This window comes from Actinomadura meyerae (assembly GCF_900188445.1).
GTDB lineage: Bacteria > Actinomycetota > Actinomycetes > Streptosporangiales > Streptosporangiaceae > Spirillospora > Spirillospora meyerae.
On record NZ_FZOR01000007.1, the window covers coordinates 21,393 to 36,440 of the forward strand.

Annotated in this window: 11 protein-coding genes; 7 read left to right on the top strand and 4 right to left on the bottom strand. The window is 75.3% G+C overall.

Features of this window, described 5'->3' with window-relative positions; all coding sequences use genetic code 11:
• Nucleotides 1-19 precede the first annotated feature (19 nt).
• Nucleotides 20-3,220, top strand: a complete 3,201-nt coding sequence (locus CHF16_RS09745; protein ID WP_089325629.1) for an ATP-binding protein — start codon at nucleotides 20-22, stop codon at nucleotides 3,218-3,220.
• A gap of 19 nt (nucleotides 3,221-3,239) precedes the next feature.
• Here the strand turns inward: CHF16_RS09745 and CHF16_RS09750 are convergent, their stop codons facing one another.
• Together CHF16_RS09750 and CHF16_RS09755 are read right to left on the bottom strand one after the other, a co-directional pair.
• Nucleotides 3,240-4,049, bottom strand: coding sequence for an ABC transporter permease (locus CHF16_RS09750; protein ID WP_089325630.1), 810 nt, complete (start codon nucleotides 4,047-4,049; stop codon nucleotides 3,240-3,242).
• The gene (locus CHF16_RS09755; RefSeq protein WP_089325631.1) at nucleotides 4,046-5,038 is read right to left on the bottom strand and encodes an ATP-binding cassette domain-containing protein; all 993 of its coding nucleotides are present in this window, start codon (nucleotides 5,036-5,038) and stop codon (nucleotides 4,046-4,048) included. Before CHF16_RS09755 ends, CHF16_RS09750 begins: the two co-directional genes overlap by 4 nt.
• Nucleotides 5,039-5,296: 258 nt before the next feature.
• On the opposite strand from CHF16_RS09755, the gene CHF16_RS09760 reads away from it, so the two are divergent.
• Both CHF16_RS09760 and CHF16_RS09765 read left to right on the top strand, forming a co-directional pair.
• Nucleotides 5,297-5,857 (top strand): PH domain-containing protein, encoded by a 561-nt coding sequence (locus CHF16_RS09760; protein WP_245868322.1) that lies wholly within the window; start codon nucleotides 5,297-5,299, stop codon nucleotides 5,855-5,857.
• Nucleotides 5,854-7,311, top strand: coding sequence for a PH domain-containing protein (locus tag CHF16_RS09765; protein WP_089325632.1), 1,458 nt, complete (start codon nucleotides 5,854-5,856; stop codon nucleotides 7,309-7,311). The genes CHF16_RS09760 and CHF16_RS09765 overlap by 4 nt, the downstream gene beginning before the upstream one ends.
• On the opposite strand, the gene sepH is transcribed toward CHF16_RS09765, so the two are convergent.
• Nucleotides 7,283-9,028 carry a septation protein SepH gene (gene sepH, locus CHF16_RS09770; RefSeq protein ID WP_089325633.1) on the bottom strand — a complete coding sequence of 582 codons (1,746 nt, stop codon included), beginning with the start codon at nucleotides 9,026-9,028 and terminating at the stop codon, nucleotides 7,283-7,285. The genes CHF16_RS09765 and sepH overlap by 29 nt on opposite strands.
• A 420-nt stretch (nucleotides 9,029-9,448) precedes the next feature.
• Here sepH and CHF16_RS09775 point away from each other — a divergent pair, with 420 nt between their 5' ends.
• Complete coding sequence (locus tag CHF16_RS09775) at nucleotides 9,449-10,447, top strand: hypothetical protein (protein ID WP_089325634.1); 999 nt, start codon at nucleotides 9,449-9,451, stop codon at nucleotides 10,445-10,447.
• 67 nt (nucleotides 10,448-10,514) lie between these two features.
• Here CHF16_RS09775 and CHF16_RS09780 read toward each other — a convergent pair whose 3' ends face one another.
• The gene (locus CHF16_RS09780; protein WP_089325635.1) at nucleotides 10,515-11,825 is read right to left on the bottom strand and encodes a D-arabinono-1,4-lactone oxidase; all 1,311 of its coding nucleotides are present in this window, start codon (nucleotides 11,823-11,825) and stop codon (nucleotides 10,515-10,517) included.
• Between the two features lie 138 nt (nucleotides 11,826-11,963).
• Here CHF16_RS09780 and CHF16_RS41825 point away from each other — a divergent pair, with 138 nt between their 5' ends.
• From CHF16_RS41825 to CHF16_RS09795, 3 genes are read left to right on the top strand one after another with little or no spacing between them, the layout of a single operon-like run.
• The gene (locus CHF16_RS41825; protein ID WP_089325636.1) at nucleotides 11,964-13,268 is read left to right on the top strand and encodes a lytic transglycosylase domain-containing protein; all 1,305 of its coding nucleotides are present in this window, start codon (nucleotides 11,964-11,966) and stop codon (nucleotides 13,266-13,268) included.
• Between the two features lie 42 nt (nucleotides 13,269-13,310).
• Nucleotides 13,311-14,219: a ferrochelatase gene (locus CHF16_RS09790; protein ID WP_089325637.1), complete on the top strand. Its 909-nt coding sequence runs from the start codon at nucleotides 13,311-13,313 to the stop codon at nucleotides 14,217-14,219.
• Nucleotides 14,216-15,025: an inositol monophosphatase family protein gene (locus CHF16_RS09795; RefSeq protein ID WP_089325638.1), complete on the top strand. Its 810-nt coding sequence runs from the start codon at nucleotides 14,216-14,218 to the stop codon at nucleotides 15,023-15,025. Before CHF16_RS09790 ends, CHF16_RS09795 begins: the two co-directional genes overlap by 4 nt.
• The last annotated feature ends 23 nt before the right edge of the window (nucleotides 15,026-15,048 follow it).

Below are 15,048 nucleotides of genomic sequence, written 5' to 3' on the forward strand. Positions count from 1 at the left end.
CCTGCGGGAGAATCACCGGGTGCGAATCGGGATCCTGGGGCCGCTGCGGGTGCTGGCGGACGGCGGCGCGCCGGTGCCGGTCGGGGGCGCCCGGCTGCGCGCGCTGCTGACGCTGCTCGCGACCGAGCCCGGCGCGGCCGTCCCGACCGAGCGGCTCATCGACGCGCTGTGGGAGGACGCGGTGCCGGCCGGCGCGCCGAACGCGCTCCAGTCCCTGGTGTCGCGGCTGCGCGCCGCGATCGGCCGGGACGCGGTCGAGTCGCCGCCCGGCGCGTACCGGCTCGCCGTGCCGCCCGATGCCGTCGACGCGTACGAGTTCGAGGCGCGGGTGCGGGCCGCGCGCGGCGCCGCCGGCGCGGCCGACCGCTCGGCCGGGCTCCGCGCGGCGCTGGCCCTGTGGCGCGGCCCGGCGCTCGCGGACGCCGCCGGGCTCCGGTTCGCGGACGCGCCCGCCGCCCGCCTGGACGCGCTGCGCCGCGCCGCGCTGGAAGAGCGGCTGGACGCCGACCTCGCCCTCGGCCGCCACGCCGAGGCGATCCCGGAACTCCAGGCGCTGGCGGCGGACGACCCGCTCCGCGAGCCGGTGACCGCCCTGCTGATGCGCGCCCTCTACGCCTCCGGGCGCCAGGCCGACGCGCTGGCCCGTTACGAGGAGGCCAGGCGCGCCCTCCAGGAGGAGCTCGGCGTCGATCCGTCCCCCGAGCTGGAGGCCGTCCACCTCGCGGTGCTCAGGCAGGACCCGTCCCTGCTCCCGGAGGCGGCCGCGGCCCCGCCGCCCGCGCCCGCCGGGCCGCCGCCCGCCGCCGACGAGGGCGGGCTGCCCGCCCGGCTGACGAGCTTCATCGGCCGCACCGCCGACCTCGCCCGGGTGGACGGCATGCTGGCGCGGGCGCGGCTCGTCACGCTGACCGGGCCCGGCGGGTCCGGCAAGACCCGCCTCGCGCTGGAGGCCGCCGAGCGGGCCGCCGGGCACGCGCCGGGCGGCGTCCGGCTCGCCGCGCTGGCCGCGGTGACGGACCCGGCCGAGGTCCCGGCCGCCGTCGGCACCGCGCTCGGGCTCCGCGAGATGGCGCCGATCGGCGCGCCCGCGCCGGCCCAGGACCCGGTCGGCCGGCTCGTCGCCGCGCTGGCGGAGCGGCGCCTCCTGCTCGTCCTGGACAACTGCGAGCACGTGCTGGACGCCGCCGCGCGGCTCGCCGGGACCCTCCTGGAGCGCTGCCCCGGCGTCCGGATCCTCGCGACGAGCCGGGAGCCGCTCGGCATCACCGGCGAGACGCTCTGGCCGGTCGAGCCGCTGGCGCCGCCACCGCCGGACGCCGGTCCGGAGGAGGCCGCCGCGTCCCCTGCTGTCCGGCTGTTCGCCGACCGCGCCGCCGCCGTCTCGCCGGGCTTCGCGGTCACCGCCGCCACCGCCGCGCCCGTCGTGCGGATCTGCCGGGCCCTGGACGGGATGCCGCTGGCGATCGAGCTGGCCGCCGCGCGGCTGCGCGCGATGACGCCCGAGAAGGTCGCCGACCGGCTGGACGACCGGTTCCGGCTGCTCGCCGCCGGCAGCCGCACCGCCATGCCGCGGCACCGGACGCTCCGCGGCGTCGTCGAGTGGAGCTGGGACCTGCTGGACGGGCCCGAGCGGACGCTGTGGCGGCGCCTGGCCGTCTTCCCCGGCGGCGCGACCGTGGCGAGCGCGGAGGCGGTGTGCGCGGGCCCCGGCCTGGAGCGCGGCGACGTCCTCGACGTCCTCACCGCGCTGGTCGACAAGTCGCTGCTGGCCGTCGCCGGGCCCGAGCCCCGGTACCGGATGCTGGAGACGATCCGCGCCTACGGCCTGGAGCGCCTCGCCGAGTCCGGCGAGGAGGACGCGGTCAGGCGCGCGCACGCCGAGTACTTCACCGCGCTCGCCGAGGAGGCCGAGCCGCACCTGTACCGCGCCGAGCAGCTGCCGTGGCTGCGCCGCCTCACCGCCGAGTCCGGCAACGCCTCCGCCGCGCTGCGGTGGGCGATCGGCAGCGGGGACGCGCCGCTCGCCATGCGGCTCTGCGCGGCGCTCGGTTGGTACCGGTTCCTGCACGGCCGGCTCGGCGACGCCGCCGCCGACCTGGAGGAGATCCTGGCCCTGCCGGGCGTCCCGGAGGACCGGACCACCGCGCGGGCCCTCGCGCTGGGCGCCCTGGTGTCGCTGGACGAGCCGGGCGGCGGCGAACGGGCCTCGGGCTGGATCGCACGCGCCCGGAGCATCTGCGACGGGCTCGACCGCGCGTCCCTGCATCCCGTGCTGCGCCTGATGCTGGAGACGGCCCAGATGTACGTGGCCGGCTGGGACGACGCGCCCAGCCTGGGCAATGACGTCCTGCTGGACGACCCCGACCCGTGGGTGCGGGGCGTCGGGTACTTCGTCCGCGGGCAGATCGCGCAGAACTTCGGCCGGGTCGGGGAGATCGAGGACGACTTCGCGCGGGCGCTCGCCGCGTTCCGCGAGTGCGGCGACCGCTGGGGCCTGTCGTTCACGCTCACCGCGCAGGCGGAGATCCTCGGCCGGCGCGGGGACCACTCCGGCGCCGCCGCGCTCTACGAGGACGCGCTGCGGCTGGACGCGGAGCTGGGCGGCGGCACCGCCGGGCTCCAGCACGTCCGCATCAAGCTGGCGAACGAGCTCGACCTGATGGGGGAGCGGGACCGGGCCGTCGCGCTCCTCCACGACGCGGTGCGCGAGCCGGGCGCCGTCCGCGGGCCGGAGGAGGAGGCCGCGCTGCACTACCGGCTCGGGGAGATCGCCCGCCGCTCCGGCGACACGGAGGAGGCACTGCGCCGCCTGGAGCACGCCGACGCGCTCACCGACGACCTTCCCGGAATGCCGCACTTCCGCGCCATGGTCTTGTGTGCGCGCGGCCAGCTGGACATGGCCCTCGGGTCCACGGAGGAGGCGGCCGCACGCCTGGACGAGGCGTTGCGCTGGGCCGTCCAGGCGCAGGACTACCCGATCGTCTCCCAGGTGCTGACGGGCCAGGCCGAGCGCGCCCGACTCCTGGGCGACCCCGTCCGCGCCGCAGAGCTGCTCGGCACCGCCGACGCCCTGCGCGGGACGCGGGACCTCTCCCTCGCGGACGCCCTCGACGCCGAGGCGGCCGTCCGGGCCGACCTCGGCGCGGAGGCGTTCACCGCCGCCTACGACCGCGGCCGGACCCGCACGTTCCAGGACGTCGTCCGCGACTTCGCCCTCTGACGGCCCCGGCGGGGGCCCGTCAAGCGCGCTTCTTGAACGCGCGGAGCGACAGGGGCGCGAAGACCACGGAGATGGCGACGCCCCACGCCAGCGCGATCAGGGCGTGCTCGAGGACGGGCCCGCCGACCAGCAGCCCGCGCATCGCCTGCACGAGCTGCGTCACCGGGCTGTTGTCCATGACGAACGCCACCGGGCCGGGGATGCCGTCGGTGTTCGGGATGAACGCGGTGCTGAGGAAGCTCAGCGGGAAGATGACCACGAACCCGAAGATCTGCACCTTCTCCGGCTCGTTCACCTTCATCGCGATGTAGACCGACGTCCAGGAGAACAGCACCGCGAACGTCAGCAGCAGCAGGAACGCGGCGAGCAGCGCGATCACGTTCGTCTCGATCCGGAAGCCGATGGCGAAGCCGACCAGCAGGAGGATCAGCATCGACCACGCCTGCTTGGTGGTGTCGGCGATGATCCGCCCGACGAGCGGGGCGCTGCGCGCGATCGGCAGGCTCCGGAAGCGGTCGAACACCCCCTTGGTGATGTCGGTGTTCAGCCCGAACCCGGTGCTCATCCCGGCGAAGAGCGCGTTCTGCGCGATGATGCCGGGGATCACGACCGGCAGGTACGCCTCGACGCTGCCGGCCATCGCGGGGCCGAACACGTAGGCGAACAGCAGCACGAACATGATGGGCTGGATGGACAGGTCCAGCAGCTCCATCGGGTTGTGCTTGATCTGGACCAGGTTGCGCCAGGCCAGAGTGGCGATGTTGCGCAGCGCCGTGCCGGGCGCGACCCGCCTGGACAGCTCCTGCGGCGCGAGCGAGGCGGTGGTCATGCGGACGCACTCTCCTTGTCGGCCGACTGCGCGAGCCGGTCGGCCTCGGCGTCGATGTCGTCGGTGTGGTGGCCGGTGAGGGCGAAGAACACCTCGTCCAGGCTGGACTTGCGCAGCGACAGCTCGCCGACGGCGACGCCGGCGTCGTCGAGGCGGCGGACCACCGCGGGCATGAGCTGCGGGTCGGTGATCGGCGCGCTGATCAGGCCGTCGCGCACCTCCGGGTCGGTCTCGGCCAGTTCCCCGACGATCGCCGCGACGGTGCCGCCGTCGCTCTCCTCGACCGGGCGCACCTCCAGGACCTGGCCGCCGACCTGCGACTTCAGCGTGTCGGAGGTGCCGTGCGCGATGACCTGGCCGCGGTCGACGACGACGATGTCGTCGGCCAGCTGGTCGGCCTCCTCCAGGTACTGGGTGGTCAGCAGCACGGTGACGCCCGTGTCGGTGAGGCCGCGCACGATGTCCCACAGGCCGTTGCGGCTGCGCGGGTCGAGGCCGGTGGTCGGCTCGTCCAGGAACAGGATCTGCGGATCGCCGACGAGGCTCGCCGCCAGGTCGAGGCGGCGGCGCATCCCGCCCGAGTACGTCTTCGCCGCGCGCTCGGCGGCCTCGGTGAGCTGGAACCGCTCCAGCAGCTCGGCGGCCCGCGCGCGGGCCGCCCGGCGCGGGATGCCGAGCAGCCGCCCGATCAGGATCAGGTTCTCGGTGCCGGTGAGCATCTCGTCGACCCCGGCGTACTGGCCGGTCAGGCCGATGAGCTGGCGCACCTTGTGGGCGTCCCGGACGACGTCGAAGCCGCCGACCTCGGCGGTGCCGGCGGTCGGCTCGATCAGCGTGGCGAGGATGCGGGTCATCGTCGTCTTGCCGGCGCCGTTCGGCCCCAGCACCCCGAGGACCGTCCCCGCCTGCGCGGTGAGCGAGACGCCGTCGAGCGCCCGGGTCTCGCCGAACCGCTTCTCCAGGCCCTCTGCCCGGATCGCGTAGGTCATGTGATCTCCTGGAACTCGTCTGCCGGACGTTCCTGCCCGCCGACCGCGAAGCAAGCCAAACTATGCGTTGTCCGGGATGGTGCGCATTCGGTTTTCCGCCGCCCACGGCCTGGTTCCGCCGCCTGCGCGAGATGTGCCCCCAACATCGCACGCGCCACCGACAAAACGCGGGAGACGGCCGGATCGTGCCGACGGTTTCGGTGGTCCGCGGCCGCCGGACCGGCTGGAGGACGCCTCCGGCGTTCTAAACTCGGCGGTGTGACGACGGTGCGGCGCGGTCACCACACGGACGGCGGGGGCCCGCACCCGCCGCGCTTGCGGCCGCCCGAGCACCGGGTCTCGCCCCGCGCCATCGCGCACTGGGCCATCGAGTCGCTGCTGCTGTGGGGGCTGGCGTTCGGCCTCGCCCTCGGCGTGGCCGCCTGGGCCGGCGACTCCGGCTGGGACGGGATGCCCGGCTGGCTGTCCGGCCGCGCCGGCTGGCTGCCCTACATCGTCGGAGCCGCCGGGCTCCTGATGGTGACCGTCGCGCCCGTCTGGCGCTACCGCGTCCACCGCTGGGAGGTCAGCTCCGACGTCGTCTACACCCGCACAGGCTGGTTCAGCCGCGAATGGCTGCTCGTCCCGGTCGGGCGCATCCAGACCGTCGACAGCAAGCAGGGGTTCCTCGAACGGCTGCTGGGGCTCGCCACCATCGAGGTGAACACGGCCTCGCACACCGGCTCGTCCGAGGTGTCGGGGCTGCCGGTGGCCGTGGCGACCCGCCTCGCCGAGGACCTCGCGCACCGCGCGCACGACCTCCGCGACGACGCGACGTGACCGCGCGGCTGCATCCCCTCACGTTCGTCGTCGGCGCCGTCCGCGAGCTCCTCGCGCTCCTCGCCGCCGGCGCGACGGGCCTGCTCGTCGGCGGCCTTTCCACGGCGTTCTACTTCACGCTGGTCGGGCTCCTGCTCGGCCTGCTCTTCCATGTCGCCGACTGGCTGACGTTCACCTACGTCCTGCACGACGACCGGATCGAGCTGCGCCGCACGCTCATCGGGCGGTCGGTCAAGAGCATCCCGCGCGACCGCATCCGCGGCGTCGACATCAGCGCGAACCTCCCGCACCGGCTGCTCGGCCTGGCGATCGTGCACATCGACGCCGGGGCGGACGGCGGCGAGGGCGAGCTCAACGCCGTCTCCCGCCACGAGGCCGAGCGGCTCCGCCGCGTCCTGCTGGCCCGGGACGCCGAGGTGCCGCCGAGCCGGGTCCTGGGCCGGATGCGGCGCCGCTGGTACGTGTACGCCCCGCTCAGCGGCGCCTACCTGCTCACCCCGTTCGCGCTGGCGGGCAGCCTCCTCGGCACCCTCTACAACCTCGGGGACGACCTCGGGCTCATCACGCGGGAGCGGGTCGAGAGCGTCGGCCATGACGTGGTCGGCCTGCCCACCGCCCTCGTGGTCGCGCTGGCCATCCTCGCGCTGGTCGCCATGCCGGTCATGTCGGTGCTCGCCTTCACCCTCTTCAACTGGGACTTCACCGTCCGCGAGCGGGACGGCTCCATCGTGGCCGAGCGCGGCCTCGCGACCCGCCGCAGCGTCTCCCTGGAGCGCCGCCGGCTGCGCGGCGTGGAGCTGACCGACAACCCGTTCGAGCGGCTCGCCGGGGTGACGCGGCTCGGCGCCCTCATCACCGGTCTCGGCGACGCCGCGCACCGGGGGCGGCTGCTGCCGGCGGCGCCCCGCGCGGTCGCCGAGTCGCTCGCCGCCCGCGTCGTCGGCGCCGTCCCGGGGCCGCTGGCCGCGCATCCCCCGGCCGCCCGGGGCCGCCGCGTCGTCCGCGCCGCCGCGCCCCCCGCGGGGTTCGCGGTGCTCGGCGTGCTCGCCGGGCAGCCGTGGGCCGTGTACCTGGGCGCGGTGCTGGCCGTCCTCGCCGTCCCCCTCGGGCTGGACCGGTACCGCCAGCTCGGCCACGCCACGGACGGGGAGCGCCTCACCGTCCGGTCGGGCTCGCTGCGGCGGCGCCAGGTCGTCGTCGAGCACGGCGCCGTCATCGGCTGGCGCGTCCGCCGCACCCTGTTCCAGCGGCGCCTCGGCCTCGCCACGCTCTTCGCCGCCGTCGGCGCGGGCGACGGCGGCTACTCCTCGGCCGACATGCGGGAGGCGGACGCCGTGGCGCTGGCCGCCGCGATCACCCCCGACTGGGTCGTCCCGTTCCTGGCGGCGCCGCCCGCCGCGCCCGCCGCGCCCGCCGCGCGGCCGGCTACTCCGGGCGGCGCGCCCCGAACATGATCTCGTCCCAGGACGGGACGGACGCGCGCTTGCCCTTGGCCTTGCGCCGCCGCGCCGGCCGCTGCGCCGCCGCGCCGTCGGCCGCGGCGGCGGGAGAGCCGGTGGCGGGCTTGTCCTGGGCGGCGGGCATGGTGGGACGGGTCGCCGGCTTCTTCTTGGCCGGCGGCCGGGCCGGCTGCCGCGGCGCCGGGGGCTTCTTCGGCGGGGCGGGCTCGGCGCGCGCGGGCGCGGCCGCCTCCGGCTCGGGGGCCTCCTTCGCCGCGACTTCCTTCGGCGGAGCCTCCTTCGCCAGGGGCTCCGCCGGGCGGCGCTCCGCCTGGGCCTCGGCCGCCTGGGCGGCGGCGACCTGCGGCTCCGGCTCGGGCTCAGGCGCCTTCTCCGGCTCCGCCGCCTGCTCCGGTTCGCGGGCCGCTTCCGGTTCGCCCGCCTCCGCGGCCTCGTCCGACGCGCGAGTCTCGTCGCCGGTCACCTCGGTCTCGTCGGTCTCGCGGACGGGCTCCGGAGCGTCGTCCTCGGTTCGCGCAACGGCCGCGACCGGCTCCGCCTCCGGGGCGGGGGCCGCGGGCGCGGACTCCTCGGCGGCGTCCTCGGCGGTGTCGCTCCCGTCCTCGTGCGGCCGCGACGCCTCGGCGTCGTCCGCCGACGGCGCTTCGGCGGCCTGATCGGCGGGCTCGTGCTCCTCGTCCGGTTCGGCGACCGCGCCGGACGGGCCCGGAGAGCCGGACGCGGCCTCGCCGGTCGCGGGGGCCGCCGTCGCCTGTGCGGTCTCGCTCGCACGCGGCTCGTCGGCCTCGGACTCGGCGGCGGGCTCGTCCTCCAGAGGGGCGGCGGCCGGCAGCGGTGCGGGACGCTGGCCCGCCTCGGGCCGCCGGGGCGGCTCGCCGGGACGTGCGGCGGACGGCGCGCCGGCCTCGCGCAGGGGCGCCTCGGCCGCTTCGCGGAAGGCGGGCCGCGGGTCGATCATGCGGCCGCGCTCGATGATGTACTCGCGGGGCTCGGCGGCGCGCAGCGGCCCGGCGGGGCCGGGCTGCTCGGGCTCGGCGGGCAGGCCGCGCGCGGCGTCGCGGTCGCCGCCGACGACCTTCATCGCCGGACGGCGCGGGACGAGCGGCGTCACGGTGTCGGAGAGGGCGTCGTCGTCCCACTCCATCGAGGTGAGCCGCGCGGCGATGTCGTCCAGCGGCGAGACGTGCCGGCGGCGCGGGTCGAAGGTCCACTCGGCGGCGTGCGGGCGCCCGCCCTCGAAGAAGGACAGCCGGACGCGCCAGGTGCCGTCCTCGCACTTCCAGGAGTCCCACTCGACCTCTTCGAGATCGACGCCGCCGCGGCCGAGCCGCTCCTCGACGGTCTCGCCGAGCGGCGGCCCGGGGGTGGACTCGCCCGGGCGGCGCACGGTGACCCGCTGCGCCTGCTGGGCCATGTACTCGCGTTCCTGCAGGACCGGTCCCTCGAACCAGCGGACGCGCTCGACCGGGATCCCCGCCGACTCGGCGATCTCCTCGGCGGTCTCACCGGACCGGATGCGGGCCTGGATCTCCTTGGGGCGCAAGGGACTCTCCACTTCGATCTCGAACTGGCCGAGGCGGGAGAAGTGCCCACGGACCGCGGCGCGGAGCCGGTCGTCGACGGGCAGGGTGAACCGGGTGCCTCGGCCCGCGGTGGCCAGGACGAGGTACGTACCGTCCTCGCTGACCGCGACGAGGCGCAGCTCCTGCATGCGTGTCCTTCCTGCCCTGTCTTGACGGCACGGAGGACCCCGGACCGGTCGACCGCGCTGTCACGGTCGGCCGCCCGATGCCCACCGAGGGCGCATGCGTGCCCTTTCCCCCGGAAACCCGAGTCTCTCTTCCCGGACACGCCTGCTGCCAGCACCGTACCCGGCATGTCCGAACATCGCCGCTCTCGAAGCCCTCTTCAGGAGGTCGAAGAGGGCACCTGACCAAGCTTGCCGGGGACGCGGCGGGCGGGGGGTCGCCATGCCTGAATCTTGTGCATCCTTTTCCACACTCTGCCTCACGGCACGGTCCGGTTCCAGGGGCGGACGTTGCGAGCGTCACGTATTGGGGAGGAACACGTAGATCGTCCGGATAGTTGGATTCTGGGGGATTCAGGGTGACGGACAGGAGTGAGTGCGAGCATGCCGCGGAAGCTGCCGGATCTCAGCACGACGCAGCTGATCGCGAGCGCGGTGGCGACGGCGGTCGCCGCCTTCGGGGCGTCCTACCTCGGCGTGTACGGGACGATCATCGGCGCGGCGCTGATGAGCGTGATCTCCACGGCCGGGTCGGCCGTCGGCAAGCACTACCTCGACCAGGGGCGCGAGCAGATCAAGGAGCTGACGCACCTGCAGTCGGCCGTCCGGCGCCGGACGGCGGCCGCGGGCGCGGCGGACGAGGCCACGAGCGCGGACCCGACCCGGACGGCGGTGTGGTCCGGGGACCCGAACGCGACGCGGCTCGACCTCCCGGTCACCGGTGACCCGAACGCCACCCGGTTCGACCCGGGCGGCGATCCCAACGCCACGCGCCTGGACGCCGGCGGCGCGCACCCGGATCCCAACGCCACGCGCCTCGACCTCGGCGCCGCGGGCCTGGACCCCGCGCATGCGGTCGCCGGGTCGCTCGCCGCTGAGGCGGGCGAGGACGCCGTGCGCGAGGTCGCGCGCCGCACGGCATGGCAGAGCACGGTCGCGTGGGCCAAGGCGCACTGGGTGAAGCTGGCGGTCTCCTCGGCGGCGGTGTTCGTCGCCGTGATCGGCGTGATCACGGTGGTCGAGGCGTCCACCGGCAAGCCCATCGGCCGCAGCGACAAGGGCCTCACGGTCACCAACGTGCTGCGCGGCGGAGAGGACGGCGGGCAGCCGGACGGCACGCCGTCGGAGGTGCCGTCCGTTCAGCCGACCGAGCCGGGCACGGAGGCGCCGAGCGGCGAGCCGACGGGCGACGCGCCCACCACAGGGCCGAGCACTCCCGGGCCGGAGCCGACCGACGGTCCGACCGAGGAGCGGCCCACCGAGGAGCCGACCACGACCGGGCCGGAGACCCCGGCCCCCACGGCGCCGGACACGCCGGCGCCGACCGAGGGCCGGCCGGACGGCGGCGGTGGCGCGGAGGTACCGCAGACCCCCGCCGAATGAGCTGAGCATGGCGGCTCCGCCGAATGAGCATGGCGGCTCCGCCGAATGAGCACGGCGGGGCCGCCCGTCAGTCCCCGAAGACCTGACGCGTGTAGGGGTTGGCGAAGCGGCGGTCCGGGTCCAGCTCGTCGCGCAGGGCGCGGAAGTCGGCGAACCGCGGGTAGACCTTCTCCAGGTAGGACGCGTCGCGCGTGTGGAGCTTGCCCCAGTGCGGGCGGCCGCCGACCGAGGTCAGCAGCTCCTCGACGCCGCGGAAGTAGTCCTCGTGCGCGTCGCGGTGGTAGACGTGCACGGCGATGAACGCGCTCCGGCGCCCGTGGGCCATCGACAGCCAGGCGTCCTCCTCGGGGAGCAGCCGGACCTCGATGGGGAAGCTGATCCGCCAGTCCCGCCTGGCGAAGAGCGCGCGGAGCTCGCGCAGCGCGGGGACGAGCTCCTCGCGGGGGATCGCGTACTCCTGCTCCTTGAAGCGGACCGTGCGGGGGCTCGTGAAGACCTTGTAGGACGTGTCGCTGTAGGTGCGGGCACCGAGCGCCTTCGCGGAGACCCGGTTCACGACCGGCGTCGTGGCGGGCGCCAGGTGCGTGACCTGGTTGACGGCGCCGAAGACCGTGTTCGACAGGAACTGGTCGTCGAGCCAGTACCGGAACCTGGACACCGGCTTCGGCGGGCCCTCGACGCGGTTGTTGCGCTTGGTCAGGCAGCCCTCGGTGTGGGGGAACCAGTAGAACTCGAAGTGCTCGTTGGCGGCGTCGAACTCGTCCACGCGCGAGAGGACCTCGTCCCACTTCATCGGCTGCTCCTGCGCGCGCAGGACGAACGCCGGGACGGTCCGCCAGGTGATGGCGGTGACGATGCCGAGGGCGCCGAGGCCCGCGCGGGCGGCGTCGAACAGCTCGGGGCGCTCGTCGGGCGAGCACGTCACGGTGGAGCCGTCGGCGAGGACCAGTTCGAGCGCGGCGACCTGGGAGGCGAGCCCGGCGGCGTCGCGGCCGGTGCCGTGCGTGGCGGTCTGGAGGGCGCCGGCGACGGTCTGCTCCTGGATGTCGCCCATGTTCGCCAGCGCGAGACCGTGCTCGTCCAGGAGGCGGTTGAGCGCGTGCAGCGGCAGCCCCGCCTCGACGGTGACGAGCCCGGTGGCGGTGTCGACCGAGCGGACCGCGGTGAGCGCCGTGGGGCGCAGCAGGACGCCCTCGGCGACGGCCGCGCCGGTGAAGGAGTGACCTGTGCCGGTCATGCGGACGGTGAGGCCGTCGTCCGCGGCCGACCGCACCGCGTCGGCCACGTCGGCGGCGGTCCGCGGCGTCACCGCGCGCCGCGGCGTGGCCTGCTGGTTTCCCGCCCAGTTCTGCCATCTACGGGGGTTCTCGGGGGACATGGGGCGACTCTACTCGGCCGAGGATCGTGAGGAAAGTTCATGTTTTTGATCCGGCCGGATGGGGGAACCGGCGATAACGTACGATCCGGTAACCAACAGCGGGCTAACCGTCCGTAGCCAGACTCGTTGGGACATGTTGTGGCTTCTCCACCAGCATCACGCACCGGCGCCGTCCCGGGGCCGTCCGGCGACGGGGGTGGCGATGGTGAGGCGCCCGCCGCCCGCCCGCCGGGCCCCCGGCCGGCCGCGGCGCGCCCCCGTCCGGAGAAGAAGCGCCGCGATCCGCGCGGCGGCGCCCGGCCGCGGCGGGCCCGCCGGTCGCTGCCGTTCCTCATCGGCGGGATCGCCGTGCTCGCCATCGCCAGCACGTCCGGCGGCGTCTACGCGGCGCTGACCACGGACGAGGCGGAGCCCACCGCCGCGGGCACGCCGCAGGAGGGTCCCCCGAGCGCCGCGCCCGGCCCCACCGGCGACCCGGTCAACGTGGCCACCGGCGGCCAGGTCGCCCCGCTGCGCCGGATCGTGCCGCCGGACGTCCTCGCGGTGGGCGGCGGCTCGATCCCCGCCGCCAAGATCAAGCGGATCGCCGAGCTGAGCCGCGTGAAGGACGTGACGGCCGTCGCGGGCGGCGCCGTGCAGCTCCAGGGCCGCCAGGTGAACGCGTTCGCCGTGGACCCGTCCTCGTTCCGGTCGTGGACGCCGCCCGCCACGGCCAAGAAGACCGAGCTGTGGGAGGCCCTCGCCGGCGGCAAGTTCGTGGTGTCGCCGGCCGCCGCGGAGCAGCTCCAGCTGACCAGGGGCTACCAGTACCCGGTGGTGGGGCGGACGATGCCGAACCTCACCATGGGCGGCTCCGGCCCGCTCGGGCTGCCCGGCATCGACCTGCTGGTCGGCAAGAAGGCCGGCGGCGAGATGGGGCTCGTCCCGAACGTGGCGGTCCTCGTCAACGCGCCCGGGGTGGACCCGGCCAAGGTCGTCAGGGCCGTCACCAGGATCCTCGGCTCCGGCACGGACGTGGTCAACCTGCACGAGAGCAAGTACCAGTCGTCCGGCGGAGAGGGCCGCTCGTCCAGCTACCTGGACCTCTACAAGCAGGCGGCCACCACCTGCCCGGGGCTGTCCTGGACGGTGCTCGCCGCGATCGGCCAGGTGGAGAGCGACCACGGCCGCAACGCCGGCCGGTCCAGCGCGGGCGCGCTCGGCCCGATGCAGTTCATGCCGGCGACGTGGAAGGCGTACGGAGTGGACGGCGACGGCGACGGCAAGGCCGACATCATGAACCCGTTCGACGCCATCCCCGGCGCGGCCAAGTACCTGTGCGCCAATGGCGCGGGGCGCGGCGGCAAGCAGCTCTACCGCGCGGTGTGGCACTACAACCACGCCGACTGGTACGTGCAGAAGGTCCTGAACCTCGCCAAGGCGTACGCGGCCAGGTATGACTGACCCCACGTCCGGCACCCCGGCGCGGCTGGTTGGATGGAGGACATGACCTCGTACGACGCGCTGCTTCTGCTGTCCTTCGGCGGCCCCGAGGGTCCCGAGGACGTGATCCCGTTCCTGGAGAACGTGACCCGCGGCCGCAACATCCCGCGCGAGCGCCTGGAAGAGGTGGGGGAGCACTACCACCTGTTCGGCGGGGTCAGCCCGATCAACCGGCTGTGCCGCGAGCTCAAGGCCGCCATCGAGGCCGACTTCGCGGCCAACGGCGTGGACCTGCCCGTCTACTGGGGCAACCGGAACTGGACCCCCTACCTCGCCGACACCGTCCGGCAGATGAAGGCGGACGGGATCCGGCGCGCCGCCGCGTTCGTCACCTCCGCCTACAGCGGCTACTCGACGAACGACCAGTACCTCAACGACATCGCGCGCGCGCGTGAAGAGGTCCCGGACGCCCCTGAGATCGACAAGCTCCCCGTCTACTGCGACAGGCCGGGCTTCGTCGACCCCTTCGTGGACGCGGCCAAGGAGGCCCTGAGCGGCCTCCCCGACGGCGCCCGCCTGGTCTTCACCGCGCACAGCGTCCCCCTGTCCCAGCCCAACCGCGAGCACTACGTCGCCGAACTGGAGCGGGTCTCGCGGACGGTCGCCGACAGGGCGGCGCCGGGCGCCCCCTGGGACCTCGTCTACCAGAGCCGGAGCGGCCCGCCCACCCAGCCGTGGCTGGAGCCGCAGATCACCGACCACCTGGAGAAGCTGCACGGCGAGGGCGTCCGCGCCGTCGCGGTCGTCCCCGTCGGGTTCGTCTCCGACCACATGGAGGTCAAGTACGACCTCGACGTGGAGGCCGCCGACCGGGCCGCCGAACTCGGGCTGGCGTTCGCGCGCGCCGCCACCCCGGGCACCGACCCGCGCTTCGCCGCCCTGCCCCGCCACCTTCTGGGAGAGACCCCGTGAGCCTTGCCGACGAGCTGCTGGAGCTTGCCGCCGCGACCGCGCGCGAGGCCGGCCGGATGCTGGTCGACAAGCGGCCCGCGGACGGCCCCGACGTCGTGCAGACCAAGTCGTCCCCGACCGACGTCGTCACCCAGATGGACCGCGCCGCCGAGCAGCTGATCATCGACCGGATCCGGGCGGGCCGCCCCGACGACGCGTTCCTCGGCGAGGAGGGCGGCACCCGCGCCGGGGGCAGCGGCGTCCGGTGGGTGGTCGACCCGATCGACGGCACCGTGAACTACCTCTACGACCTGCCCGACTGGGCGGTCAGCATCGCCGCCGAGGTGGACGGCGAGGCCGTCGCCGGTGCGGTGGAGATGCCGCGCCGCGGCGAGTCGTACACGGCGGTGCGCGGCGGCGGCGCCTTCCTGCACACCGCGGCCGGGACGCGCGAGCTGCGCGTCAACGAGCGGGTACCCCTCGCGCGGGCGCTGGTCGCGACGGGCTTCGGCTACGACGCCGGGCGGCGGGCCCGGCAGGCGCAGGTCCTCACCGGGGTGCTGCCGAACGTCCGCGACATCCGGCGCGGGGGCTCCTGCTGCGTCGACCTGTGCTCGCTCGCGGCGGGACGGGTCGACGCGTACTACGAGCGCGGCGTCCAGGCGTGGGACATCGCCGCCGGGGCGCTGATCGTCCAGGAGGCGGGCGGGCGCGTCGAGGGGCTGGACGGGGCGCCCGCGGGCCCGGAGCTGACCGTGGCGGCCGGGCCGGGCACGTTTGAGGACCTGCACGCCCTCCTGAAGCCGCTCGACCCCACGCGCGACTGAGCCGCCGGACGGGGCGGGCCGGG